The 23,398-nt window shown below is 65.2% G+C and carries 21 protein-coding genes and 1 pseudogene; 6 read left to right on the top strand and 16 right to left on the bottom strand.

The genetic code is table 11. From position 1 onward, the window contains the following. Positions 1-834, bottom strand: a complete 834-nt coding sequence (locus DIE21_RS34915) for a YgcG family protein (RefSeq protein ID WP_124501902.1) — start codon at positions 832-834, stop codon at positions 1-3. 17 nt (positions 835-851) lie between these two features. Beyond that, positions 852-1,442 carry a LemA family protein gene (locus DIE21_RS34910; RefSeq protein WP_124501901.1) on the bottom strand — a complete coding sequence of 197 codons (591 nt, stop codon included), beginning with the start codon at positions 1,440-1,442 and terminating at the stop codon, positions 852-854. Between the two features lie 721 nt (positions 1,443-2,163). Between DIE21_RS34910 and DIE21_RS34905 the strand changes: the two genes are divergently transcribed. Next, complete coding sequence (locus tag DIE21_RS34905) at positions 2,164-4,611, top strand: heavy metal translocating P-type ATPase (protein ID WP_124501900.1); 2,448 nt, start codon at positions 2,164-2,166, stop codon at positions 4,609-4,611. Between the two features lie 134 nt (positions 4,612-4,745). Here DIE21_RS34905 and DIE21_RS34900 read toward each other — a convergent pair whose 3' ends face one another. Continuing rightward, on the bottom strand, positions 4,746-5,558 hold the full coding sequence (locus DIE21_RS34900; RefSeq protein ID WP_124501914.1) for a hypothetical protein: 813 nt from the start codon (positions 5,556-5,558) through the stop codon (positions 4,746-4,748). A gap of 242 nt (positions 5,559-5,800) precedes the next feature. Continuing rightward, complete coding sequence (locus tag DIE21_RS34895; protein WP_124501913.1) at positions 5,801-6,616, bottom strand: helix-turn-helix domain-containing protein; 816 nt, start codon at positions 6,614-6,616, stop codon at positions 5,801-5,803. A 121-nt stretch (positions 6,617-6,737) separates the two neighbouring features. Between DIE21_RS34895 and DIE21_RS34890 the strand changes: the two genes are divergently transcribed. Beyond that, positions 6,738-7,397 (top strand): glutathione S-transferase family protein, encoded by a 660-nt coding sequence (locus tag DIE21_RS34890; protein WP_124501899.1) that lies wholly within the window; start codon positions 6,738-6,740, stop codon positions 7,395-7,397. A gap of 50 nt (positions 7,398-7,447) precedes the next feature. On the opposite strand, the gene DIE21_RS34885 is transcribed toward DIE21_RS34890, so the two are convergent. The 10 genes from DIE21_RS34885 to DIE21_RS34840 all read right to left on the bottom strand — a co-directional run bounded on the left by DIE21_RS34885 (position 7,448) and on the right by DIE21_RS34840 (position 16,909). Next, the gene (locus DIE21_RS34885) at positions 7,448-8,536 is read right to left on the bottom strand and encodes a porin (protein ID WP_124501898.1); all 1,089 of its coding nucleotides are present in this window, start codon (positions 8,534-8,536) and stop codon (positions 7,448-7,450) included. A gap of 253 nt (positions 8,537-8,789) precedes the next feature. Further along, positions 8,790-9,125 (bottom strand): Rieske 2Fe-2S domain-containing protein, encoded by a 336-nt coding sequence (locus tag DIE21_RS34880; protein ID WP_057926406.1) that lies wholly within the window; start codon positions 9,123-9,125, stop codon positions 8,790-8,792. 3 nt (positions 9,126-9,128) lie between these two features. Continuing rightward, entirely contained in the window at positions 9,129-9,440 is a 312-nt protein-coding gene (locus tag DIE21_RS34875; protein ID WP_124501897.1) for a YciI family protein, read from the bottom strand. Between the two features lie 5 nt (positions 9,441-9,445). Then, positions 9,446-10,318, bottom strand: coding sequence for an intradiol ring-cleavage dioxygenase (locus DIE21_RS34870; protein ID WP_124501896.1), 873 nt, complete (start codon positions 10,316-10,318; stop codon positions 9,446-9,448). Between the two features lie 28 nt (positions 10,319-10,346). After that, complete coding sequence (locus tag DIE21_RS34865) at positions 10,347-11,414, bottom strand: maleylacetate reductase (protein WP_124501895.1); 1,068 nt, start codon at positions 11,412-11,414, stop codon at positions 10,347-10,349. A gap of 7 nt (positions 11,415-11,421) precedes the next feature. Next, entirely contained in the window at positions 11,422-12,888 is a 1,467-nt protein-coding gene (locus DIE21_RS34860) for an aldehyde dehydrogenase family protein (RefSeq protein WP_124501894.1), read from the bottom strand. A gap of 32 nt (positions 12,889-12,920) precedes the next feature. Beyond that, a complete protein-coding gene (locus tag DIE21_RS34855; protein WP_124501893.1) occupies positions 12,921-13,940 on the bottom strand; it encodes a hydroxyquinol 1,2-dioxygenase in 1,020 nt (339 codons plus the stop codon). Between the two features lie 41 nt (positions 13,941-13,981). Further along, complete coding sequence (locus DIE21_RS34850; protein ID WP_124501892.1) at positions 13,982-14,476, bottom strand: hydroxyquinol 1,2-dioxygenase; 495 nt, start codon at positions 14,474-14,476, stop codon at positions 13,982-13,984. A 114-nt stretch (positions 14,477-14,590) separates the two neighbouring features. Next, complete coding sequence (locus tag DIE21_RS34845) at positions 14,591-15,520, bottom strand: LysR family transcriptional regulator (RefSeq protein ID WP_124501891.1); 930 nt, start codon at positions 15,518-15,520, stop codon at positions 14,591-14,593. A 138-nt stretch (positions 15,521-15,658) separates the two neighbouring features. Beyond that, positions 15,659-16,909 (bottom strand): MFS transporter, encoded by a 1,251-nt coding sequence (locus tag DIE21_RS34840; protein WP_124501890.1) that lies wholly within the window; start codon positions 16,907-16,909, stop codon positions 15,659-15,661. Between the two features lie 503 nt (positions 16,910-17,412). Between DIE21_RS34840 and DIE21_RS34835 the strand changes: the two genes are divergently transcribed. Then, on the top strand, positions 17,413-18,897 hold the full coding sequence (locus DIE21_RS34835; protein ID WP_124501889.1) for an aminotransferase class V-fold PLP-dependent enzyme: 1,485 nt from the start codon (positions 17,413-17,415) through the stop codon (positions 18,895-18,897). 108 nt (positions 18,898-19,005) lie between these two features. On the opposite strand, the gene DIE21_RS34830 is transcribed toward DIE21_RS34835, so the two are convergent. Further along, complete coding sequence (locus DIE21_RS34830) at positions 19,006-19,962, bottom strand: LysR family transcriptional regulator (RefSeq protein ID WP_124501888.1); 957 nt, start codon at positions 19,960-19,962, stop codon at positions 19,006-19,008. Positions 19,963-20,118: 156 nt separating this feature from the next. Between DIE21_RS34830 and DIE21_RS34825 the strand changes: the two genes are divergently transcribed. The 3 genes from DIE21_RS34825 (at position 20,119) to DIE21_RS34815 (ending at position 23,026) form a co-directional block, all read left to right on the top strand. Further along, positions 20,119-20,673 (top strand): flavodoxin family protein, encoded by a 555-nt coding sequence (locus DIE21_RS34825; RefSeq protein WP_124501887.1) that lies wholly within the window; start codon positions 20,119-20,121, stop codon positions 20,671-20,673. Between the two features lie 73 nt (positions 20,674-20,746). Then, on the top strand, positions 20,747-21,046 hold the full coding sequence (locus DIE21_RS34820; RefSeq protein WP_124501886.1) for a superoxide dismutase: 300 nt from the start codon (positions 20,747-20,749) through the stop codon (positions 21,044-21,046). A 447-nt stretch (positions 21,047-21,493) separates the two neighbouring features. Continuing rightward, positions 21,494-23,026 (top strand): amino acid permease, encoded by a 1,533-nt coding sequence (locus tag DIE21_RS34815; RefSeq protein ID WP_124501885.1) that lies wholly within the window; start codon positions 21,494-21,496, stop codon positions 23,024-23,026. 135 nt (positions 23,027-23,161) lie between these two features. On the opposite strand, the pseudogene glyA reads toward DIE21_RS34815, so the two are convergent. Continuing rightward, a pseudogene (glyA, locus tag DIE21_RS34810) lies at positions 23,162-23,398 on the bottom strand (serine hydroxymethyltransferase); the annotation flags it as partial.

Genomic DNA, 23,398 nt, shown 5'->3' with positions numbered 1-23,398 from the left:
TCACCACCGTCCCGATGCGCCACCGCCGCCGAAGCCTCCGCCGCCTCCGCGAAAGATGTCGCGATTCGAATCACGACCGAAATGCCCGCCGCTACCGCCGATGAAGCGCCCGCCGGCGGCTCTCGTCCCGCCACCCAGCAACGTGAAGAGCAACGCCATCAGTCCTGCCGCGATGGCGACAAAAAGCGCCCCCGACAGAATCCATGCGAGTACCCCAACGACGCCGCCGGTCACGACGGCTCCTGGCAGTCTCCCAAGCATGGCACGCAGCAGGCCACCGGCCATGACCGTCAGGAGGAAGAGGACCGGAAGCAACCGTCCGGCGCCGTCGCTTGCCCGAGATCGTCGCTGCGGCGGAGGCAACTGCTCCCCGCTGGTGACGCGCATCATGCCCTCGAGGCCGGCGGTGATGCCACCGTAGAAATCCCCGTTTCGAAACCGTGGAACTATCGCCTCGTTGATGATGCGGTTGCTCGTCGCGTCGGTGAGCACGCCTTCGAGGCCGTATCCAACCTCGATGCGAAGCGTCCGGTCGTTCTTGGCAATAATCAGGAGCGCGCCGTCGTCGACATTCTTGCGCCCAAGCTTCCATTGCTCGACGACTCGCATCGAATACTGCTCGATGGTTTCCGGCTCCGTGGTCGGAACCACGAGAACCGAAATCTGCGTTCCTTTGTTCGCCTCGAACGCTTTCAACGTCTGCTCAAGGCCAGCCTTCTGGTCGCTGGTCAGGGTTCCGGTTTCATCGGTTACTCGCGACGTCAACGGCGGGACCGAGACGTCCGCGCGAACACCGGTTCCTCCCAGGAAAAATGAGGCCAAGACGACGGCCATCGCCACTCGGAACACGTTCAATTGGATGCCCCGCCTGCAGATGGCGGCGTCGAGCCGAAGTCGACCCGCGGCGGTTTGGAAATCTCGGCTTCGTTGCTGACCGAGAAGTTGGGTCGCTCCAGATAGCCAAAGGCCTTTGCAGTCAAATTATTCGGGAACGAACGTACCGTCGTGTTGTACGTCTGGACGGAGCGAATGTATCGATTGCGCGCGACGGCAATGCGATTTTCCGTACCCTCGAGCTGCGCCTGCAGGTCGCGGAAGTTCGCATCCGACTTCAATTGCGGATAGTTCTCGGACACCACGAGCAGACGTGACAGAGATGACGTGAGCTGCCCCTGCGCCGCTTCAAACTTTGCGAACGCCTGCGGGTCGGCAATGAGTTCGGGTGTGGCGCGAATCGAGCCGACTTGTGCCCGGGCTTCGGTCACGCTGACGAGCACTTCCTTTTCCTGGTTCGCGTACCCCTTCACCGTGTTGACGAGGTTGGGAACAAGGTCGGCACGCCGTTGATACTGATTGAGCACTTCTGACCAACTCGCCTTGACCTGCTCGTCCTCGGTCTGGATGGCGTTATAGCCGCATCCAGCGAGAGGAAGCAGGCTCATTGCCAGTGCGGCCGTCAGAAGTGCGCGGGCCAGACGGCGCCGCGCGGAGATTGCTGCAGAATTTGTCGACACGGACGCGCCTCTATTCGATATTCCACGACATGCCGCCGCTCACGGGTGCACTGCCTATCGTAAGTAGCCGGACGGTCGCAACGTTGATGCACGTCAATGCTGCGTGGTCGAGCCTGCACGAAGCCGTACACTTGACCTAGCCCTTCAACACTTCCATCACTTCTTGCCTGGTGTCAGTCAAAAATACAGTCATATGCCTACCCGTTATTGCAAGTGGGTGACTGTATCCGGCGTTTCAGGGGGTCTGCTCCAGTGGGAAGACCATGACCGGCCCAGCAGCGAGGGGAAGCAGTTGGCCAAGCGGCATGTCGAGGACCTGGACACACGCATCCGAGAATGCGTGGAAATAAGGGACGCACTCCAGTATCTGTCGGACCAATGTAAAGACGACCACCGTCCGGACCGCGCCATCCTGGCGAACCTGGCTGGCCAATCGCATTGCAGTTGACCCAAGACAGAAGCGGGCCGCTGGAACCGTGTCCCAATGAACTCAACCCAAATGGAGTTGCGAATGGCACTCGAAATCAAGGACATGAACGGCGAGCCTCGGTCATGCTGACGTATGGTCGCATCATCAATGCAAACAAGACCGGACGCGCCGCGCGAGGTACCCGAATGGCGTAGCACGGGATAGAAAAGGAGCGTCAAGATGAGCGGTCAACGCGGCGAAGGCGGAGTTTATCGTCAACGGATTTCCGAGCACTCGTCATCGGGCGGACATCACGTACCTGAGACGGACAAGCACGACCATTCCACCGGGCACGGACACGACGCACATGCGCATCACCACGAGGGCCATGACGGACACGTTCGTACCGGAGATTCGCTGCGCGACCCCGTCTGTGGAATGAAAGTGCCGGATGGGTCACACTTTCGTTGCGAACACAACGGCAAGTGGTACTCGTTCTGCAGCCAGGCTTGCTTGACGAAATTTCAGGCTGCGCCATCGAAGCATGTCGAGCCCTCCACCATTGAGCAGCAACCAGAAGTGCCTGATGGCACCCTCTACACGTGCCCGATGCACCCGGAAATTCGCCAGGACCATCCCGGGCAGTGTCCGAAGTGCGGCATGACGCTGGAACCGATTCTGCCCAGCGTCGACGAAGGCGAGAATCCGGAACTGGTCGATTTCCGACGCCGATTCTGGTGGACGTTGCCGCTGACCGTCGTGGTTTTCGTGCTGGCGATGTTTGGCCATCGCCTCGGATTGGTGAACGTTGGCACCGAAAGCTGGGTTGAGTTCATCATCTCTACGCCGGTCATCCTGTGGGCCGGCCTCCCGTTTTTCGCGCGGTGCGCGCGCTCATTCATGAACCGCAGCCCGAACATGTGGACGCTCATCGGGCTCGGGACAGGGGCGGCCTATATCTACAGTGTCGTCGCCACCATCTTCCCCGGCGTGTTTCCTGAAACGTACACCGCACACGGCCGAGTCAGCGTCTATTTTGAAGCGGCGGCGGTCATCATTTCACTGACGCTTCTCGGGCAGTTGCTCGAACTGAAGGCTCGCTCCCAAACGTCCGCCGCCATCAAGGCGCTTCTCGGGCTCGCACCCAAGACCGCCCGACGCATCAACCCGGACGGTTCCGAGGAAGACATTCCGTTGTCCCATGTGCATGTGGGCGACCTGCTGCGCGTGCGGCCGGGCGAGAAAGTCCCCGCGGACGGCGTGGTGACCGATGGCTCGAGTTCGCTGGACGAGTCCATGATTACTGGCGAACCCATTCCCGTCACGAAGCGCGTTGGCGACCACGTCATTGGCGCGACGATGAACGCGACAGGCAGTCTCGTCATCCGCTCGGAAAAGGTCGGCTCCCAGACCGTGCTGTCGCAAATCGTGCAGATGGTCGCGCAGGCGCAGCGGTCTCGGGCACCCATGCAGCGCATGGCCGACAAGGTGGCCGGCGTGTTTGTCGTCGGAGTTGTCAGCGCTGCTCTTCTGACGTTCTTCGTGTGGGGCATCTTTGGGCCGGAGCCCAGTTGGGTGTTCGGTCTCATCAATGCGGTAGCGGTGCTCATCATTGCGTGTCCCTGCGCGCTGGGCCTTGCGACGCCAATGTCCATCATGGTCGCAAGCGGCAAAGGCGCCACAACCGGGATTCTCTTTCGAGATGCAGCCGCGATTGAAAATCTGCGCAAGGTCGATGTGCTCATTGTCGACAAGACGGGAACGCTGACCGAGGGGCGGCCAGCCTTCGAGCGGGCCGTGGGTGCCAACGGATACACGGCTGGAGAGGTGCTTCGTCTGGCGGCCAGTCTCGACCAAGGTAGCGAGCATCCGCTTGCCGCAGCCATCGTCGCGGCTGCCCGTGAAAAGAACTTGGCCTTGGACCGAGCCGAGAACTTTGAATCCGCGACGGGTATCGGCGTGAGAGGATTGGTCGCCGGCAGGAAGCTGGCGCTAGGCAACACCGCGCTGATGCAGACCGACGCCGTATCCGTCGAATCGCTGGCGAAGGAGGCAGACGGCATGCGCGCGCAAGGCGCTAGTGTCATGTACTTGGCGGTCGATGGCAGATTGGCTGGACTGCTGGCAGTCGCCGACCCGATAAAGACAACGACGCCGGAAGCGCTTTCGACATTGAAGGAGAACGGTATTCGAGTCGTGATGGCGACCGGTGATGGCGTGGTCACGGCCAAGGCGGTGGCGGAGAAACTTGGCGTCGACGAATTCCATGGCGAGGTGAAGCCTGCCGACAAGCTCAACCTGGTGACACGGCTTCAGCAAGCCCGGCATGTCGTGGCGATGGCTGGGGACGGCATCAACGACGCCCCCGCACTTGCCAAGGCCGATGTCGGCGTGGCCATGGGAACAGGTACGGATGTGGCAATGAGCAGCGCTCAGGTGACGCTCGTCAAGGGCGACTTGCGCGGTATCGCGCGTGCTCGGGAACTGTCCGAGGCAACGGTTGCGAACATGAAGCAAAATCTTGGCTTCGCGTTCGTATACAACGCACTTGGCGTTCCGCTGGCGGCGGGGGTGCTTTATCCGTTCACCGGTTTGCTGCTGTCCCCGATGATTGCCGCGCTTGCCATGAGTCTGAGTTCCGCGTCTGTAATCTCGAACGCGCTACGGTTGCGTCATGCCAGGATTTAGCCGGCCCTGAACAATTCGTTTTGTCGCGCAGACAAGCGCACGCGGGCGACAGCGTAGCGGTTCCGAAGTTGAGCAAGGCGGCGACTCCGCTTGCGGAAGTATCTTGACCGGTCAAAGACCCGCACAAAAAACCGCTACCTCGACAGACTCAGCTTCTTCAACAGCACCGCACCACTCGCCGGACTCACCAGCGAAATGGATTCGATATCCAGGTACAGCCGGGAAGTCCGCGTCGTGATGTCGGTCGGCTCGTCGTTGCTCGGCTCGGCGTGCTCGACGTGTTCGGTCAGGTACGGCCGGACCAGGCGCCCGGAAAGAACGAACGCGAACTCGCCGTGCGTTTGCGCGTACGCAGCGGGTGAAAGCCTCGCGCGGCCACGCACGGTGGTCTTCCTGCCTTTTCCGGGATCGAGTTCGATGATGTCGATCTGCTGGATATAGCCTTTTGCCTTCGCCTCGGCTGCGATCACGAGCCCTCGCCCTCGCGGCCCGGTGATGGCCTTTCTGAGCAGGATGCCGGTCCGGCCTTCGCCGTCGCCGTTGACCAGATCGACGTTCACCTTCAACAGATGCCGCTGCGACTGATACCGCAGCCCGTACGACACCGGCACCACGAAAGTCACCTCGCGATCCAGATCGATCGCGGCCAGGTCGGCGTTCTGGCCATGCTTGTCGGCCCCGCCGGGGATCAGGCCGCGGACGCGATCGCCCAGGGACGGGGACGCGCTCTTGATGTGCTGCTTCGCCAGGGCGTCCCGAATCGCCACCGGATCGTCGCCGACAATCGGCCGCATGGGCGACGTGTCGGGCGAAACGGCAGGCGCGGCGCTCGCCGTGCCGCCGACATTGTCGGTCTCTGCACGCGTCGCGACTGGGGCCAGCATGACCGCCAAGGCGACGACGCACACGACATTCAGACGACCCAACATGGATTTCCGGTGAAACACGACAAACTCCTGATTTTCTGGCGGATCGATCGACAGGGCCCAATGATTGGCAACGTGCCAACCGTTCGCGTTCACCGATCGCCTGTGCGACACATCGTAGGTTCATTGTGAACTCGGCGGCAGGCCCGCACGCCACACTATCGTATTGCCCAGACTACAACAATCCGCGACAAGCGAGCAGCGGCGCGACGGGCGGCAGGCAATGATATTCGGTTGCCCGTCGCGAAGCCGCAACCGCAGCCTCACGCCTGCCCATCCTCCCGCCGATACTCCGCCGGCGCCTTCCCCACCAGCTTGCGGAAATCGCGCGTGAAATGCGCCTGATCGAAATACCCGAGCGCATGCGCCAGTTCCGCGAGATCGACCGGCTCGCCGCTGGCGAGCTTGTCGGCGGCCTCATGCAATCGGTATCGACAGATCACCCACTTCGGCGTCACCCCCACATAGCCGGAAAAGAGCTGCTGCAGCGTGCGCTCGCTCAACCCCGCACGCTCGGCCAGGTCACGCACCTGCGTGAGCGCGAGGTCCTGCTGCAGCATCTGCAGAATGGCATGGATGCGCTCGACCTGCGGATCGGGCGGCGGCAGCACGCGCAACAGCAGCGCCTCGGCCGCCGCCACCATCGCGGCATCATCCTCGGCACCGAGCACTGCGCGCTCGGCTTCCGCATCGCCACAGTCGAGCAATGTCGACACCGGCAGCACCTTGTCGGTGAGCAGATGCACGGGCTTGCTGAAGAACGCGCGGAACGCGCCGGGCCGAAAGCGCAGGCCGATCACGCGCCCCGCTTCCGCCAACGTCGTCTCGAACGCGCCCGACACCACACCGAAGATGCCCGTCCGCCGCCGATCGAACACCAGATTCACGCACGGATACGGCAGCGTGCGCTGCGTGTAGGGCGGCTGGTCGCGCAGATCCCATTCGACGATCCAGTGGTGATCCAGCACCCCGGCCAGCTCGGCACACGGGTAGTAGCGATTCAGGCGGAAGCGCTGGTTGAAGGCTTTCGGGCCGACGACGCCCTTGGGCGTGTCGGTCACGTGACGCAAGTCGGCCATGGTGACGAACCGTTGACGGTGATCGCGTGATGATGCACCGCCGCAGCGGATTTTTCCAAGACGGCGGCGCGCGACCGGCCTACATTGGAATCCTTGTCCCGAACGCACACCGGAGCCCGCGATGCCGCAAGACCGTCACCTGACCCTGTACCACTCCCCGCGCAGCCGGTCGGCCGGCGCCCGCATGCTGCTCGAGGAACTGGGCGCCGACCATGAACTGCACGCGTTCGATCTCTCCACCGGCCAACACCACGAACCCGATTACCTGGCCATCAATCCGATGGGCAAGGTTCCCGCACTGCGTCACGGCGACGTGATCGTCACCGAGCAGGCTGCCGTCTACCTGTACGCGGCGGAACTGTATCCGGAGGCCGGCCTGTCGCCGGCGCCGGGCGACCCGCTGCGCGGACCGTACCTGCGCTGGATGACGTTCTACGGTTCGTGCTTCGAGCCCGCCATCGTCGACCGCTCGATGAATCGTCCGCCCGCCGCCTACTCGACGTCACCCTACGGCGACTTCGACACCGTCATCAACGCGATCGACGCGCAACTGGCCAGGGGCCCCTACCTGCTGGGCGAGCGCTTTACGGCGGTCGATGTCCTGTGGGGCTCGGCGCTGAACTGGACCACGATGTTCAAGCTGGTGCCCGAGACGCCGCTCATTCGCGCGTACATCGATCGCGTCCTCGCACGCCCGGCCATCCAGCGCGCGCAGGCGGCAGATGCGGCGCTGGCGGCGGAACAGGACGCAGCCAGGGAGGCTGCCGCACCAGCGAGGTAGCCCGGTGCCGGGCGGACCTTGACGCAAGTTCCGCCCGCACGCCGCCCCCGTCAGAACATCGTATGCAACCCGATCCGCGCGGCCGCCTGACTCGCGGAACTCGACGCCCCGTTCGGATCGAGCACACCGTTGATCTGCGCGTTCGCGCCGCTGTTCGCGCGTTGATAATCCGCGGACACATACACCATCGTCCGCTTCGACAACAGGTATTGAAGCGCGACGCTGACCTGATGTGCATGGTTGTCGTTCACGGCTTCGTTGCCCTTCATGTACATGTACTTCGCGCCGAGAAAGACGTCCGGCCTGATGCGCCAGACACCGCCGGCCTCGGCCATCCACACGCCGGCGTCGTTGAACGAATTGTGGACGGTGGTCAGCAACGCCTTCGCGGTCACTGCCCCGAAGTCATAGTGCGCCCCGACGCCCCAGTTGCGCACACTGGTCGATGGCGTGCCGGGCGCCGGCCCGTACTTCTCGTTCGTATAGGCCGCGCCGATACCGAACGCCCCGACTTCGTAGTTCAACCCGGCGCTCACGGTATTGTTCGCGCCGACCGAACCGGCCACGCCGCCAAACGCATACATCACGCCGCCAGAAAATCCCGCAACTGTCGGCGAGCTGTACTTGACGGAGTTCGCGACCGGCTTGCTGCCTGCCGTGCGGTCCCAGTCGAACGCGCCGGTCGGATTGTCCGGCAGCGCAAGACGCTGGAACGGGCCGTTCCTGAACCCGTACAACCCGGTGATGTCCATCGAGATCGCGTTCCCTTTCGCAAACAGCGAATCCACCATGAAGTCGTACTGATTCCCCAGCCTGACGCTGCCGAACCGGTCGCTCTCGATGCCCACGTATGCGTTACGCCCGAAGATCCCGGTCCCGATGATGCTGCCGTTCGCCATCGAGAACTGGTTCACGAGCGCGAACGTCGCGCGATATCCGCCGCCGAGATCTTCCGTGCCGCGCAAGCCGAACAGGTTCGGCGTGAAGATGCCGTCGTCGAACTTGACGTTCTTCCCTCCGCCCTCGTTGCTGACATACGAAATGCCGCTGTCGATCAGCCCGAACAGGGTCACGCTGCTCTGCGCGTATGCGCCCTGCGCGATGGCAAGCATCGCGATTGCTCCAAACCTCAGTTTCATTGCGTCTCCGTATTTTTTCTGTCAATGCGAACCGGTCGCCCACTGTCTCGCGGGTACTCGACCGTTGCTACGTGAAACAACGACTTCCCCGGCCCGGCTTCGCCTTCTTCCGAGTCGGAAAAACGACTATTTATTTAGCTTTACTGATTGAATGGCATGGATGAAATCCTGCTCATTCCCGATTTCATCCAACCTGAAGCGATTGCCCGACTACCCGATTACCGAATGCCTTCGGGCAATTCCGTCTTCCGGTTCAAGCGCCCCGACAAATCACCCACGCCGCCGAATCCACCTCGACGGCCACGGCTTCCAGCCCGGCACCCGAACAGGGTCCGTCGATGCACACGCCATCGTCGAACCGGAACAGCGCACTGTGATGCGCACACATCAGCACCTGGGACCGATAGCAGGAAACGTTGCCCGGCACGAAATCGAGCGGAACCGAGAAATGCGGACAACGGTTCACGTACGCCCACACCTGCTCCCCGCGCCGCACGACGACGACGGGCCGCCCGATGCACGCTTCGTCGACGACCCGTGCCCCGCCGTCGGGCACATCGGAGAAGCGACAGAGTTGCGTGGCCCCCATGACTCACACTCTCCGCTCGGGATTGCCGAGGCTCCAGTCCCACGGACGCACCTCGACCCGCGAGAACAGCCCTTCCTTCACGTACGGATCGTTGCCGACGAACTGCATCACCGCATCGATGTCGTCCGCCTCGACGACGAGCAGCGTGCCGTTCATCGCATCGCCCTGCGGATCGAGCGTCGGCCCGCCGAGCCGCACATACACGCCGTGCTGCGCGGCGGAACGCAGGTAGCTCCGATGCGTGGACCGCACGCGGTCGCGCACCTCGCGCATCCCGGGCTGGTCCGTCGCAAACACCGCAAAGAATCGCGCCATGTCGGTCAGCTCCGGTCGAGCACGAAGTCATACGCCGCTTCGCGGTACGCGCCGCTCAACCCGAACCGGCGCGCCAGCTCGTCACCCGCGGCACGCGGACGATAGGCAACCATCAACGACGGCTTCACGCCGAAGACGGCATCCGACTTCAGATACGCGTCCTCCTCGTCGAACAGATGCGTGACGAGCTTGCGGCAGCCCGGCGCGTCGATCATGAAATGCAGGTGCGCGGGCCGCCACGGATGGCGTCCGGTGGCATCGAGCATCTTCCCGACCGGGCCGTCGGTCGGAATCGGATAGCTGACCGGCAGAATCGTCGTGATCGCATACCGGCCTTCGGCATCGGTCCGGTAGCGGCCGCGCAGATTGCCGTGCGGCTGTGCCTTGTCCTGACCGGAATACATGCCGTTGTCCGCGGTCTGCCACACGTCCAGCACGGCGCCCGGCACCGGCGCGCCGTCGGTGGCGAGCACGCGGCCATGCACGATGGCCGGCGTGCCGGGCGTGAACGCCATGTTCTCGCCATACGCACGGTCGGGCATGCCCTCGATGTAGAACGGCCCGAATACGGTCGTTTCCGTCGCGCCCGTGGCGAAGCGATGGTTGATCGCATCGACCAGCATCGATACGCCCAGCGTGTCCGACAGCAGGATGAATTCCTGGCGCACGACGTCATCGCACATCTGCCCGGTTTCGGTCAGGAAGCGGATTGCGGCCATCCACTCGGCCTCGGTCAGCTCCGTTTCGCGGACAAACGCATGCAGATGCCGCACGAGGCTCTGCATCAGCACGCGCAAGCGCGGGTTCGGCGTACCGTCGAAGCTGGCGACGACCTGCTCGGTCAGCCGGGTGTCGCCGTCATGATGATCATTCGTCACGTTCGTCTCCTTGGAGGCGGCCGGCCGCTCACTGCGGCTCGCGCCCTTCCCACGCATGCTGAAGCAACTCGCGAATCGGCGCGCGTTCGATCGGCCGCGGATTCGCGTAGGGATTCCGGCAGGCGAGGTCGGCGGCTTCGTCGAGGCCCGCTTCCGGCATGCCGACGTCGGCAAGCGCCGCCGACAGGCCGAGCCGCCGATTCAACCGGAACAATAACGGGCCGGCGTCGGCCGCGTCGGTGCCGCCCAGCGCCCGCGCGACACGACGCAGCGCGTCGGGTGCCGCCGCATGGTTGTAGTGCGCGGTATGCGGCAACATCGCGGCGTGTGTCTGCGCATGCGGCAGATTGAAGGTACCGCCGAGCGTATGACAGAGCTTGTGGTGCAACGCCATGCCGACCGCACCGAGACATGTGCCGGCAAGCCATGCGCCGTACAACGCGCGGCTGCGCATCTCGCGGTCGTCGGGCGCGCGCACGATCGCGGGCAGCGCCTCGCCGAGCGCACGGATCGACTCCTCGGCCATCAGGCTGATCACCGGGTTCGCATCTTCCGCATAGAGCGCTTCGACCGCATGCGCCATCGCGTTGACGCCGGACGCCGCCGAAATCCCCGGCGGCAGCGACACGGTCAGGGAGGGGTCGTAGAGCACCGTACGCGGCAGCACGCGCGCATCGCGCCCGGTGCGCTTCAGCCGGCCTTCCGTGAGCCCGAAGATCGGCGTCATCTCCGAGCCCGCGTAAGTCGTCGGCACGGCGAGGATCGGCAGCGACGACTCGAGCGCGATCGCCTTGCCGAGCCCGATCGTCGAGCCGCCGCCGATCGCGATGCAACAGTCCGCGCCCAGTTCGGCGGCCATCTCGCGCGCGGCACGTGCCACCTCGACCGGCACGTGCATCACGGCCTGCGCGCATACGCCGGCCGCCCGCTCGCCGAGCACGTCCCTGACGCGCTCCGCGAGCGGCTGCTGCTCGGGCGTCGACAGAATCAGCGCGCGGTGCGCGCCGAGCGCGGACAACTCGTCCGGCAGCCGTTCGAGCGCACCCCATTCGAACACGACGCGCGACGGCGTTCCCTGATAGACGAAGCGCTCCATCTCGGCCTCAGCGCTTGAAGTGCGGCGGCACCTTGCCGTCGACGTTGACCCACACCGAGCGCGCTTCCGTGTAGTCGTGCATCGCCTCGAAGCCCATCTCGCGGCCGTAGCCCGACTTCCCGATGCCGCCGAACGGGCTGCCCGGATTGACGCGCTTGTAACAGTTGATCCAGCACATGCCCGCGTCGATCCGCGACGCCATCCGGTGCGCACGGGACAGATCGTTGGTCCAGAGTCCGCTGCCGAGCCCGTATTCGGTCGCGTTGGCGATCGACAGCGCTTCCTCGTCGCTGCCGAAGCGCAGCACGGTGACGAACGGGCCGAACACTTCCTCCTGCGCGACGCGGTCGGCGGCGCTCTTCGCCTCGATCACCGTCGGGCGCACGTAGTAGCCGTTGGCAAGCGCCGCATCCTGCGGCGCGCTGCCGCCGGCGAGCACACGGCCGCCCTGCTCGCGCGCGACGTCGACGAACGACAGCACGCGGTCGAGGTGCTGCCTCGACGTGAGCGGGCCCATCTCGGTGTCCGGATCCAGCGGGTTGCCGACGCGGATCGACGAGGCCAGCGACACGAAACGCTCGAGGAATTCATCCGCGATACGTTCATGCAGCACGAGACGCGAACCCGCGATGCACGCCTGCCCCTGGTTGTGGAAGATCGCCCATGCGGCGCCGTTGATGGCCGCATCGAGGTTCGCGTCGTCGAACACGATGTTCGCGCCCTTGCCGCCCAGTTCCAGCTGCACACGCTTCAGGTTGCCCTGCGAGGCCTCGACGATCCGGCGGCCCGTCGCCGTCGAGCCGGTGAACGCGATCTTCCCGACACCGGGATGTTCGGCGAGCCGCTGGCCGGCCGTATGCCCGTAGCCGGGGACGATATTGACGACACCGGCCGGGAACCCGACCTCGGCCATCAGTTCGACGATACGCAGCGTCGACAGCGGCGTGATTTCCGACGGCTTGAGCACGACCGTGTTGCCCGCGGCCAGCGCCGGGCCCATCTTCCAGCTCGTGAACATCAGCGGGAAATTCCACGGCACGATCTGGCCGACGACGCCGATCGGCGCGCGCTGCACGTAGTTCAGGAAGCCGGTTTCGACCGGAATCACCGAGCCCTGCAGCTTGTCGGCCATCCCGCCGAAGTAGCGGAAGCAGCCGGCCGTGCGCGGCACGTCGAGCGCGCGCGAATCGCGGATCGGGTGGCCGGTGTCCAGCGATTCGAGCTGCGCGAGTTCCTCCGCGTTGGCTTCGATCGCGTCGGCGAGACGCAGCAGCAGCCGGCCGCGTTCGGCCGCCGGCATCGCCGACCACGCCGGGAACGCACGGGTCGCGGCATCGACGGCCAGGTCCACGTCCGCCGCGGTGGCGGCGGCGATCTTCGTGATCAGCGAGCCGTCGTGCGGATTGAGCACGTCGATCGTGCCGCGGTCGACGGCGTCAACGAAGCGCCCGTCGATGAAGAGTTGGGTTTGCATGAATCGTCCTCGATATTGCGCGCATGCGCTGCTTAGAACTCGATCGGATAGGGCGCAAGCTCGCCGTGCTCGTATCGTTGCGGAAGGTCCGGCGTCGCGTTTTCCCAGACCAGCAGCATCGAGCGCTTCGTCGAGTAGCCCTGGTGCCGGATGTCGGCGGGCATCGCGCAAATGTCGCCGGCCCGCATCGTGATGCGCGCGCGCGGCGCACCGGTGTTCTTGTCGCCGATGTCCCACACGATTTCGTCGGACAGTTGCAGGAACCATTCGACGCGGTCGTTGCCGTGGAACACCGGCAGGATGAATTCCTCGGTGGTCGGGCAGAACAGGCTACGCTCGCACACGGAGGTGACCGACGGATTCCACGTCACGTCCGAACGCGACAGGTACTTGAACAGGTTGAACGCGTGCAGCTCGCCTTCGAAGCCGGGCTCGACATGCACTTCGGGCTCGTCCTGGCCGACGTCGACGAACGCGCGGTTGACCGGCAGTTCGTCGCGCAGCGGCGAGTCGCCGTCGAGGCCCGGCATGCGGCGCGTCGCGATGCGCGTGCGTTCGATCGCCGCGCCGTTCTCGCCATGCTTGCGACCGAATGCCGTGCCGGTTTCCTCGGGCGCCGCGAACGGATCGAAGCCTTCGTTGGTCCAGTCGTGCAGCATGGCCTTGAAGGTCGCCATGATCGTCGGCGTGTCGAACGTCTCGGTGTAGTCGACGCCGGCGTCCTTCAGGATCCCGTTGAACGTGCCCGCATAGACGTCCACCTTGCCGTAGTGATTGCGCGTGCCGAACACGTGATCGAAATTCACCCAGCCGTAGAAGAAGCCCCACGCGACGTCGCGCATCATCGCGCGCAGGAACGCGTCCGCGGGTATCGCATGCGTGCGGGTCTGGCCTTTCGCCGGCCAGCTGATCTTCACGAAGTATTCGTCGCGCTGGAACGCGAACGCGCCGAGCTGGAAGCCGCGGTAACCGGTGACGGCATCGGCTTGCGTGGCGTGCACCAGATCGGCGGCAAAGCCGGAGGAAAGGTCGAGGGTCTCGAGGGTGGCCATAACGTGTCTCCTGGAATAGTCGATTGGGGCGATCGGTTCGATCAGTGCAGGCAGATATCGGCCCACTTCTCGACGGACAGCTCGCCGAGCACGGTCTGCACGAGCGCGACGCCCGGCTTGCCGGCAGCGAAGCGATACGCGCAGCCGGCCGGCAGCAGCGCCTGGTGCCCCTTGCGCAGGACGACGTAGCCCATCTCGCGGCCCGCCGGCTGCATGCCGGCGCTCACGGTGCCGCGGCCGGTGGTCGGCGGGTTGTCGAGCTTGATGAATTCGATGCGGACTTCGCCATCCATCTGTATCGCGAACTCGTCGTGCGCGCACGCAAACCACGGCGACAGGCCGTCGGTTCGCAGCACTTCGATCACGTATTCGAGGTTCTTGCCGGCGACGACCTTTTCATAGGGGGCCGACTTCGATGCCACCTCGAACACGTTCGAGAAGGCGTAGTGCCGTGCGCTGCCGCTGGTGATTTCGATCTCGCCCTTGCTGTAGCCGTCGAGCGAGCCAAAGACGGTGTGGAATGCCGTGTCGGTCATTGCTGTCTCCTGAGTTGAACCGCTTGTTGGATTCAACTCTAGGGGCAAGGGCGCCCCTCAACAAGGCAACGGACCGCGACTACGGCATTTGCGTTTCGCGAATAATCGCCCGGCTCAGCGGACCCAGCCGCGCTCCAGCAGCGGACGGTCCCATGGCGACTCGTCGCCGATGTATTCGGCGAGGAATTCGACCAGCGCCTTCACCTTCAACGCCTGCCGCTGCGTTGCGGGATAGACGGCGGCGAAGCTCAGCGGCGCGATCTGGAAGTCGGTGAGAATGGGCACCAGCCGGCCCGCGACGAGCGCGTCGCTCGCGACCAGCGTGGGCAGGCACACGACGCCGCCGCCCGTCAGCGCATATTCGCGCAACAGGTGCACGGAGTTCGAGCGGATCATGCCGGGCAACTCCATTTCGACGACTTCGTCGCCGCGCGTCATCGTCCAGCGGTTGCGCGATGGATAACCCGAATACAGCGCCGTGGTGTGCTGCAGCAATTCGCGCGGATGCTGTGGCGCACCATGCGCTTCGAGGTAGGCGGGCGACGCGCAGAAGAGGCGCCGGACCACGAACAGCCGCCGCTCGATCAGCGACTCGGAAATCGGCGGGAAGATCTGGAACGCGATGTCGAACCCTTCTTCGACAGGGTCCACGACACGGTCATTGACGATGATGTCGAGCTGGATGCCCGGGTAGCGCCGATGGAATTCGGCGAGCGGCACGCCGAAGTGATCGAGCGCGAAACCGGGCAGCATCTGGATGCGCAGCCGCCCGGTCGGCGTCGCGCGCAGTTCGCGCATCTGGTCGGTCAGCTCGTTGACGCGCCCCACCACCTCCGCGCATTCGCGGTAGAAAGTCTCGCCCACCTCGGACAGCCGCACGTGGCGCGTGCTGCGATGGAACAGCGGCGCGTTGACGAACTTCTCCAGCTGCTGGATCCGGTTCGTCACGACCGAACTGGTGACCCCAAGCTGTCGCGCCGCTTCCGCGAAACTGCTCGCCTCCGCGACCCTGACGAATGCCTCGATGCTCAGAAACCGGTCCATACCGCGCCTTTCCCGAAAGCGAAACTGCCAGTCTAACCGCACCTGCCGGCCGGTTGAATCATGCACCAGGCGTCACACTGTCACCCGACAGGTGTCAATCCCGCCGGGCGCCGGGCGCGGGTACGACCGAGCGGCACGTTACGGCTGCTCGCCCGCCGTCAGCTCCGGCTGCACGCCCACGCGACGCTGCAGCACGGCCGGCGCGGTTTCCCGCAGCAGCATGCTGACCACGATGCCGAGCAGCACCGCACCCATCGGCAGCCACAGAATGTTCTGGATCCCGAAGTGCGCGGCGACGTAGCCGCCCATCGCCGGCGCGATGCCGCCGCCGAAGATCTCGCCGACACCGACCACCACGCCGATCGACGTCGACACGAGGCCGACCGGCGCGGCTTCGGTCGCCACCGGGCCCGACAGCAGCGACACCAGCCCGAGCGTGAAGAACGACGCGACGAACAGGACGACGAACAGCGCGACCGGCTGCGGGCCGAGGCCGCGGAAAATGTAGAGCATCACCGCCGTGCCGGCGAAGCCCACGATGCTCGCGATGCGGCGGCCCACCAGGTCGGACAGGCCCGGCAGCCCGAACTGCCCGAAAAAGCCGCCGAAGCCGATCGCCGACACCACGAGACCCATCTTCTGCGTGCCGAGCGACAGGTAGTCCGTCAGGTACAGCGGCAGCAGCGCGCCGAGCACGAACACGCCGGTCATCGCGCAACAGAGCGCCGCCATCGCGACGAGGATGTTGCGGCTCTTGAGCACATGCCCGAGCGAGGCCGGCGCGTGTTCCGACGCGACCGCCTTCGTGCGCTTCGGCTCGCGGATCACGAAGAACATGATCGCGCCGAGGATCAGCCCGGGAAGGGCCACGAGCGCGAACACCCAGCGCCATGACACGACGTTGAGCAACTGGGTCGCGATGATCGGCGACAGCGCCAGCCCGAACAGCGCGAAGCCGCTTTGCTGCAGCCCGAGGTTCAGGCCGCGCCGCCGCGGGTGCGACGCGTCGGCGGTCGCCGCGAAGCTGGTCGGGCAGAACGAGCCTTCGGCAACGCCCATCAGCCCGCGGATCGCGATCAGGCCGAGCAGCCCGCCGGCGAGCCCCGAGAAGCCGGACAGCAGCGAGAACGCGACGATGGCGGGGATCAGGACCTTGCGGCGGCCGACCTTGTCGGAAATGCCGCCCATCAGCGCCGCGAAAATGCCCCACGACAGGCCGAGCACGCCGATGCAGTTGCCGACGTCCTGCGCGGTCAGGTTGAGGTCCTTCATGATCGAAGGGAACAGCGGCGCGATGAGCCAGCGGTCGAGGCCGACCAGCCCGAAACCGAGCGCCAGCAGCGTCACCGCCTTCCATTCATAGGAGGTATCCCACTCGTTTGCTTTCATGTCCGTCTCCGTGGATGGGTCCGCCTGCACGCGCCGGAGCAACCGTGCAGGGGCCAGGTCCGTTGTCTTGTATGTGCGATGCGACGCGAGTCGCGAGGAAGTGGCGGCCGCCTTTCCGGTTGCAGGCGTCGAATTCAATCAGCCGACGCCCGAACGATAGGTGCGCGGATGCAGATCGGGTATGGAACAACCGGCGAACGCGCCATTCGCGAAATGCAAATAATCGACGGCGCGGTGCGGGAGGCGTCAGCGGACAGCGCGGAACGCGCGGCGGCAGGGGCCGAATCGGGCGAATGCGCGCGTCACGGGGGGAATCCCTCATAGACATCGGCGGACCGGTTTCGGTCGCCCTTCGATGACGAAAGGATCCGATTTCATTCAAACCGCCATCAGGGGAATATTTTTCCACGCACCGGCGAACTATCAGCGCATTTTGGATCCTTTTTCCCCGCTCCCCCTCGTATCATTTCTCCCATTCCGAAGAGAAAGAGCCAGAGAAGGACATGAGCGATACCCCCCCGCTGCACTACCTCGACTACGCAGCCACCACCCCTGCGGATCCCCGCGTGATCGAAGCGATGACGGCCTGCCTCGGTGCCGACGGCATCTTCGGCAATCCCGCGTCGAGTTCGCACGCCGCCGGCCGGCTGGCGAAGGAAAAAGTCGAGCACGCACGCGCGCAGGTCGCCGCGCTGATCGGCGCGGAAGCCGACGAGATCGTCTGGACGTCGGGCGCCACCGAATCGAACAACCTCGCGCTGAAGGGCTACGCGGAGACCGCGACCGGCAAGCGCCACCTGATCACGAGCCGCCTCGAACACAAGGCCATCCTCGACACGATGGCGCACCTGTCGACGCGCGGGATGACCACGACCTGCCTGTCGCCCACGACCGACGGCGAAATCACCGTCGACGCCGTGGCGGCGGCCATCGGCCCCGATACGGGCCTCGTGTCGCTGATGCTCGTCAACAACGAGCTCGGCACGCTGACCGACATCGGCGCGATCTCGCGCATCGTGCACGCGGCCGGCGCGCTGCTGCACGTCGACGCCGCGCAGGCGCTCGGCAAGACGCCGATCGACGTGCGCGCGCTCGGCATCGACCTGCTGTCGATGTCCGCGCACAAGGTCTATGGTCCGAAGGGCATCGGCGCGCTGTTCGTGCGCCGCGACATCGCCGATCGCATCGCACCGCAGATTCACGGCGGCGGACACGAACGCGGCCTGCGCTCGGGCACGCTCGCGACGCATCAGATCGTCGGGATGGGCACCGCCTGCGAGCTGGCCGCCGAAAAACTCGAGCGCGAAGCCGTGCGGATCGCGGCACTCAGCGCACGCCTGAAGGATGCGCTGCTCGCGCTCGGCGACATCACGCACAACGCGGCAGCGGCACGCCGCATCCCGCACACGTTGAGCCTCACGGTGAACGCGCCGGGCTTCTTCCCGTTCATGCTCGGCGATTCGCTCGCCGTGTCGTCGACCTCCGCGTGCAACTCGACCAGCGGCGCGCCGTCCCACGTGCTGACCGCGATCGGCCTCGATGCGCAAGCCGCGGCCCGCACGGTACGCATCAGCTTCGGCCGTTTCACGACCGAGCAGGACGTCGATTTCGCGGTCGCGTGTTTCGCACGCGCGCTCGAGCAATGCCGGGCCGCGGCAGCGACCGGCTTCACCGCGTCGCGGCAGATCACACCGGCTGACCTGAAGGCGATCCGCCATGCCGGCTTTCGCGCGGTGATCTGCAACCGGCCGGACGGCGAAGGCGCCGATCAACCGGCATTCGACGAGATCGCTGCCGCCGCGCGCGAACTCGGCCTCGACGCGCGCTATCTGCCGGTCGAACGCGATCGGATCGGCGATGCGGAAGTCGACGCGTTCGGCGCGCTGGTCGATGCGCTGCCAAAGCCCGTGCTCGCCTATTGCCGAAGCGGGAGCCGCTCCGGGATGCTGTGGAATCGGCTGACGGCGCGGCGAACCGCGACGGCCTGAGCACGACACGCACGCCATGAAGCACCACCCGCGTTCGCACACGAAGCCGACACGTCGACGCGCGGTCGCGCGGGTGGCGCCCCCCTCGAACGAAGTGCGCGTCAGCCATCACGCGCCGTACGCGTCCAGCGCCTTCAGCGGCACGTGCAGACTCTCCTCCGCGGCAAACGCCTCGAGCAGGTAATCGACGGTCGCCTGCACGCGCGACGCCTTCAATGCGCGATGCGGATACTGCATCGCCATCTCGTAGTTGCCCGGCAGGTGATGGCGGCGCAGCACCACCTTCAACGCGCCGGCACGCAAATGCGTCCACGCGAGATGCACGCCGACTTGCGCGATGCCCAGGCCGTCGCATGCCGCCTGAAGCACCGCCTCCGGCGCCGAGAAGGTCAGCGGGGCCGACTCGCCGGGATCCAGCGTGACGATGCCGTCGCCGCGCGCCTTGAAGTTCCACGTCGCGACTGCTCCGCCGAGAAACCGTCGCGCGATCAGCCGATGCGCACCGAGCGCGTCGGGCGTGCGCGGCACGCCATGTTCGGCCAGATACCGCGGTGACGCGACCAGCACGGTATTCATGCGGAAGATCGGGCGCGACACCAGCGCCGAGTCGTGAATGTTGCCGCCGCGTATGACGATGTCGTAGCCGTCGCGCACGACGTCGACGATGCGGTCGTCGAAATCCGCCTCCACGAGCAAGCCGGGATACCGGGACAACAATCCGGGCAGCACCGGCTGCAACTGCTCGCGCCCGAACGCCGAGCTGGTCGAGATGCGCACGCGGCCTTGCGGGCCGAGGCGCTGCGCGACGATGCCGTCGACGGCCGCATCGAGCGCGTCCAGCGCGATACGCGCCTGCCGAAGAAACGCGCTGCCTTCTTCAGTGAGCTTCAGCGTGCGCGTCGTGCGATTCATCAGCCGGACGCCCAGCGCTTTCTCCAGGCCGGCGACGTTCTTGCTGACGGCCGCCGACGTGATGCCCAGCATGCGGCCCGCCGCCGCGAAACTGCCGCCATCGGCCGCATGAACGAACGACAGAATGGCGCGCGTGCGTTGTGACAGATCCAAGGCATCCTCCATCGGTGTCCACGTCGAACAGTACGTCTTCCCGCTGCGTCGATTATCAACCTCGAGTTGAAGGCGACTCAACCCGGACACAACTTCCGGTTGCGGCCTGCGCTGCCGACAATGCGTCATCGTTCAACGGATTGCAAAGGACCTCGCATGCTGGCAACCATCGTTTTCGACAGTGGCTACGGACACACTGAAAAGCAGGCGCAAGCCGTCGCGCAAGGCGTTCGCCGGGTACCGGGGGCCGAAGTCCGGCTCGTCGCGGTCGCCGACGGCGAGATACCGTGGGACACGTTCGCCGCCAGTGACGCGATCATCTTCGGATCGCCCACGTACAACGGCTCGGTCAGCTCGCGGCTCAAGAAATTCATGGAGGACTCGACGCGCCCCGCGTGGATTCCGCAGACGTGGCGCGACAAGATCGCGGCCGGCTTCACGAACTCCGGCGCACAGCACGGCGACAAGCTCAATTCGTTGATGACGATGGCGCTGTTCGCGGCGCAGCACGGGATGATCTGGGTCGGGCTCGACCTGTTCGCCGGCACCGCGGCAAACGAACGCAACCGGATCGGCGGCTGGCTCGGCGCGATGGCGCAGTCCGACGACGTGTCGCCGGAACTGTCGCCGATCGCCAGCGACCTCGAAACCGCCGCGCATCTCGGGCAGCGCGTCGCCGAGCTGGCCGCGCGGTTCAAGGCGTCCGCGTAACGCGCGCAATCGACGCAAGCACGCATCGGCACGCGGAGCGCCGGCCTGCTCCGCGCCGCAACAGGAGATCGACGTGAAACTGCTGTGCCTCGATGTACCGCTGCCCGGCGCCAGTCCGGCCGCGTATCAACCGCATCTGCTGGACGAAGTGCGCTACGGGTGGGAACTGGTGAAGCGCGGGGTCGTCCGCGACATCTATCTCCGGCAGGACCGCCCGGGCGTCGCGATCATTGCCGAATGCGCGTCGGTGGAGAGTGCGCGCGAGGCGCTGCGCGAATTTCCGCTGGCGAAGGCCGGGCTCATCGATTGGGACATCATTCCGCTCGGGGCGTTTCTGGGGTGGGAAGCGCTGTTTGCGTCGGGCGACGCGTGAAGAGCCACCTGGGCGGCGCGCATCGTTCGGGTTGAACTCGATGCCGCGCTGTTCCACATCCATCCGTCGGCCTCCTGGCATCGGTCTGTCCGGCATCCCGCCTCGCCACGCGGATCGATGCCATGCCGGGAGCGCAGCGCGCTTTTTCTCCGCCCATCGCAGGTCGGCCAGCACGGGTCATCCCTGATTCGTCCGGATTTCTTACAAAAATGCAAACCGGCAGGCGATGCCCCCGAACGGTGCATGCATCCGGCATTTCATCCGCATTGCCGAAATCCGATAGCGTCGCGATATTTGGCTTCATACCGTTCCCGCATCGGACCGGAAAGCGACTGTCATCCCTGCATGACATCGCGTGCCGCCGACGAATTCCAGGAGCGGGCGCCAGCGCCGGGCCCGGGCAGCGATGACGGTCCTGCCATGCAGGACATTCGTGACGGAGCAAACATGGATGCGAAAATCCGGCCTGATTCAGGCACCGACAGTGACGTAAGCCTCCTCCACAAGATGGGATACGCGCAGGAGCTCTCGAGACGCATGAACGGCTTCTCGAACTTCGCCGTATCGTTTTCCGTAATCTGCATTCTGTCGGGCGGCATCACCGCGTTTCAGCTCGCGTTTTCCGCGGCCGGCGGCGCATCGATCGGCCTCGGCTGGCCGCTCGGCTCACTGTTCGCGCTGATCGTCGCGGTGTCGATGTCGCAGATCGCGTCCGCGTTTCCGACCGCCGGCGGCCTCTATCACTGGGGCGCCATCCTCGGCGGGAAGAAATGGGGGTGGATGACGGCGTGGCTCAACCTGATCGGCCTGATCTTCGTGATCGCCGCGATCAATTTCGGCACCTACGATCCGTTCTTCAAGACGCTGATCGCCCCGATGTTCGGCGTCAGTCCGGACAGCCTGACCTGGTGGCACCAGACCGCGTTCATCGCGCTCATCACCGTCTCGCAGGCGATCCTGAACGCACGCGGCATCAAGATCGCGAGCAAGATCACCGACCTGTCCGGCTACCTGATCTTCGTCGTGACGATCGCGCTGGTCGTGTCGCTGCTGGTCTACTCGCCGGTCGCGTTCGACCTGCACCGCCTCGTCACCTTCACCAACTTCACGGGCGTCGACGGCGGCGCATGGCCGAAACAGGCCACGCCGTTCGCGTTCCTGTCCGGCCTGCTGCTGGTGACCTACACGATCACGGGCTTCGACGCGTCCGCGCACACGTCGGAGGAGACGCACGACGCGGCGAAGAACGTGCCGCGCGGCATCATCGGCTCGGTGTTCTGGTCCGCGGTGTTCGGCTACGTGATGGTGTGCACGTTCGTGCTGGTGATGCCGGACCTGACCGCCGCGATGAAACAGGGTACCGGCTTCTTCGAGGCCATCCTCGCGCCGATCCCGAAGACCCTGCGCGTCTGCCTCGAACTCGCGATGTTCTTCATCAACTACGTGTGCGGGCTCGCCGCGATCATGTCGACGTCGCGCATGATGTATGCGTTTGCACGCGACGGCGGGCTGCCGGCATCGAAGCTGCTGCGCAGCGTGAATCACAACCATCGCACGCCCGGCCCCGCGATCTGGACGTGCGCGGTGCTCGCGATCGTCGTCACGTTGTACGGCGACGCGTTCTCGGTCCTGAGCGCGGGCAGCGCGGTGTTCCTGTTCATCTCGTATGCGATGCCGATCGGCTCGGGGATGTTGGCCGAAGGGCGCACGTGGACCGAAAAGGGCCCGTTCCAGTTGGGCATCTGGTCGAAACCGTGTGCGTTGCTCGCGCTGGTGGGCGCCTGCGTGCTTGCGTACGTCGGCATCCAGCCGCCGAACGAGAAGGTGCTCTACGTGCTGGTTGTGTTCGTGGGCGTGCTGATGGTGATCTGGTACGGCTTCGGCGTGCGCAATTCGTTCGCGGGGCCGCCGGTGCTCAAGGACACGCGCAACGACGAGCGTATTCGCGAACTCGAGGCGAACGTCGATCCGTCGGTGTGAAGCGACACCGGCTCGCAGCCAGCGCAAAAAATCCGGCTCGCATAAACTGCGAGCCGGATTTTTTTACATCGCTTCGGACTGCAAGAAGTTCAACCGCGTCGGCAGTCGAACCCAGTCGAACCCGATTGCAGCGCCTTAGCCGTAGACCGGGAAACGCTGCGTCAACTCCGCGACGAGCCCGCGCACGCGCTCGATCGTCGCCGCATCTTCCGGCGCTTCCAGCACGTCGGCGATCAGGTTGCCGACCTTCTCCGCTTCCGCCGGACCGAAGCCACGCGTCGTCATCGCCGGCGAGCCCAGGCGGATGCCGCTCGTCACGAACGGCTTTTCCGGATCGTTCGGGATCGCGTTCTTGTTCACCGTGATGTGCGC

Source organism: Burkholderia sp. Bp9140 (assembly GCF_003853425.1).
Classification (GTDB): domain Bacteria; phylum Pseudomonadota; class Gammaproteobacteria; order Burkholderiales; family Burkholderiaceae; genus Burkholderia.
This window is presented reverse-complemented; position numbering and strand designations above follow the sequence as displayed.

Coding starts and splice junctions, on each gene's coding strand:
- DIE21_RS34915 (WP_124501902.1), bottom strand. CDS start 834: ATGGCCGTCGTCTTGGCCTCATTTTTCCTGGGAGGAACCGGTGTTCGC.
- DIE21_RS34910 (WP_124501901.1), bottom strand. CDS start 1,442: ATGAGCCTGCTTCCTCTCGCTGGATGCGGCTATAACGCCATCCAGACC.
- DIE21_RS34905 (WP_124501900.1), top strand. CDS start 2,164: ATGAGCGGTCAACGCGGCGAAGGCGGAGTTTATCGTCAACGGATTTCC.
- DIE21_RS34895 (WP_124501913.1), bottom strand. CDS start 6,616: ATGGCCGACTTGCGTCACGTGACCGACACGCCCAAGGGCGTCGTCGGC.
- DIE21_RS34890 (WP_124501899.1), top strand. CDS start 6,738: ATGCCGCAAGACCGTCACCTGACCCTGTACCACTCCCCGCGCAGCCGG.
- DIE21_RS34885 (WP_124501898.1), bottom strand. CDS start 8,536: ATGAAACTGAGGTTTGGAGCAATCGCGATGCTTGCCATCGCGCAGGGC.
- DIE21_RS34880 (WP_057926406.1), bottom strand. CDS start 9,125: ATGGGGGCCACGCAACTCTGTCGCTTCTCCGATGTGCCCGACGGCGGG.
- DIE21_RS34875 (WP_124501897.1), bottom strand. CDS start 9,440: ATGGCGCGATTCTTTGCGGTGTTTGCGACGGACCAGCCCGGGATGCGC.
- DIE21_RS34865 (WP_124501895.1), bottom strand. CDS start 11,414: ATGGAGCGCTTCGTCTATCAGGGAACGCCGTCGCGCGTCGTGTTCGAA.
- DIE21_RS34860 (WP_124501894.1), bottom strand. CDS start 12,888: ATGCAAACCCAACTCTTCATCGACGGGCGCTTCGTTGACGCCGTCGAC.
- DIE21_RS34855 (WP_124501893.1), bottom strand. CDS start 13,940: ATGGCCACCCTCGAGACCCTCGACCTTTCCTCCGGCTTTGCCGCCGAT.
- DIE21_RS34850 (WP_124501892.1), bottom strand. CDS start 14,476: ATGACCGACACGGCATTCCACACCGTCTTTGGCTCGCTCGACGGCTAC.
- DIE21_RS34845 (WP_124501891.1), bottom strand. CDS start 15,520: ATGGACCGGTTTCTGAGCATCGAGGCATTCGTCAGGGTCGCGGAGGCG.
- DIE21_RS34840 (WP_124501890.1), bottom strand. CDS start 16,909: ATGAAAGCAAACGAGTGGGATACCTCCTATGAATGGAAGGCGGTGACG.
- DIE21_RS34835 (WP_124501889.1), top strand. CDS start 17,413: ATGAGCGATACCCCCCCGCTGCACTACCTCGACTACGCAGCCACCACC.
- DIE21_RS34825 (WP_124501887.1), top strand. CDS start 20,119: ATGCTGGCAACCATCGTTTTCGACAGTGGCTACGGACACACTGAAAAG.
- DIE21_RS34815 (WP_124501885.1), top strand. CDS start 21,494: ATGGATGCGAAAATCCGGCCTGATTCAGGCACCGACAGTGACGTAAGC.